Origin of the sequence: Phenylobacterium sp. (assembly GCF_030693805.1) — a bacterium.
GTDB lineage: Bacteria > Pseudomonadota > Alphaproteobacteria > Caulobacterales > Caulobacteraceae > Phenylobacterium.
On sequence record NZ_JAUXZW010000079.1, the window covers coordinates 1 to 1,083 of the forward strand.

The following is a 1,083-nucleotide window of genomic DNA, read 5'->3' on the forward strand; positions in this document are numbered from 1 at the left end:
CGCGTCGGTGGTGTAGAGGTTGTAGTCCTGCAGTTCGTCGAACTGGTTGCTGACCTCGTGTGTGTTCCAGCCCATGCTAATGTCTCCGCTCGAAGTTGTTGCCTCGGAGCAGTGTAGAAGCCATGGCCCGCGAACGTGTTCGGATTTCTGTGTCCCCCGCCACGCCCCGTCGGCGTCCGCAGCAGTCGCGCGCCCGTGCCAGCTCCGAGGCCTTGCAGGAGGCCTTTGTTCGGGTTTTGCTGGAGCGCGGCTTTGACGCCATGACCGTGCGCGAGGTGGCCAGCGTGGCGGGCGTGGGCATAGGCACTTTTTACGACTACGTGAGCGACAAGCAGGCCCTTGCCGCCTTGACCATCCACATGCGGGTGCGGGCCATGGGGCAGGGTTTGCTGGCGCGCGCCGAAAGCTTGAGGGGCCAGCCGCTTGGCCAGCTGGTGCCCGCGCTGGTCGAGCACCAGATCGAAGTCACCCGCCAGGAAGCACGCGTGTGGGCGGCGCTCTACCAGCTGGAGCGCCAGATCTCCACCCCCGAGGCCTATCGCAAGAATTACCGCCGCTTTGTGGAGGTGTGGACCCAGGCGCTGGCCCTGGCTGCTGATGCACCCGATGCCATCACCCTGGCGCGCACCGTCCGTGCGGTGCATGTCATGACCTATGGCTGGGTGGTGCAGGCGCTGCTCGTGCAGGGCACCCGTGTCGATTGGCACTTGCTCACCATCGAACTGCTTCGGGCGGTGCAGGGCTACCTGGCGCCGCCCTCAGGCAATGGCTAAACAATTGTTAATGATTTTTGTGAACCTTTGTGAGGGCTTCACTGCTACCGTGGTCGGCGCTGGTCCGGCCTCCGGTAGGCGGGTCGTTCCGGGTGCTTGCACGTGTTGGTTGCCTACCACTTCCAAAAAACCCCCACGGAGGAACCCATGGCTTCACACGGCAACGTCTATCGCTCCGGCGATGCGCCCCCCAGTTCAAAGTTCTACGAACAAGGCAAATTCGGCCGCATGTTCCCGGCCTTGCCGGCCTTCTCCATGGACTCGCCCAGCCTGCGCGCCGCGCTGCTCAAGATCGGTGAGCGCAACGGCA

The 1,083-nt window shown here is 63.9% G+C and carries 1 protein-coding gene; it reads left to right on the forward strand.

The genetic code is table 11. The features are described from left to right. The first annotated feature begins 122 nt into the window (after positions 1–122). A complete protein-coding gene (locus Q8M88_RS03525; RefSeq protein WP_305594867.1) occupies positions 123–773 on the forward strand; it encodes a TetR/AcrR family transcriptional regulator in 651 nt (216 codons plus the stop codon). Positions 774–1,083 lie beyond the last annotated feature (310 nt).

What these genes read in the sequence shown, in the direction of transcription:
- Q8M88_RS03525 (WP_305594867.1), top strand. Translation starts at nt 123, where the DNA reads ATGGCCCGCGAACGTGTTCGGATTTCTGTGTCCCCCGCCACGCCCCGT.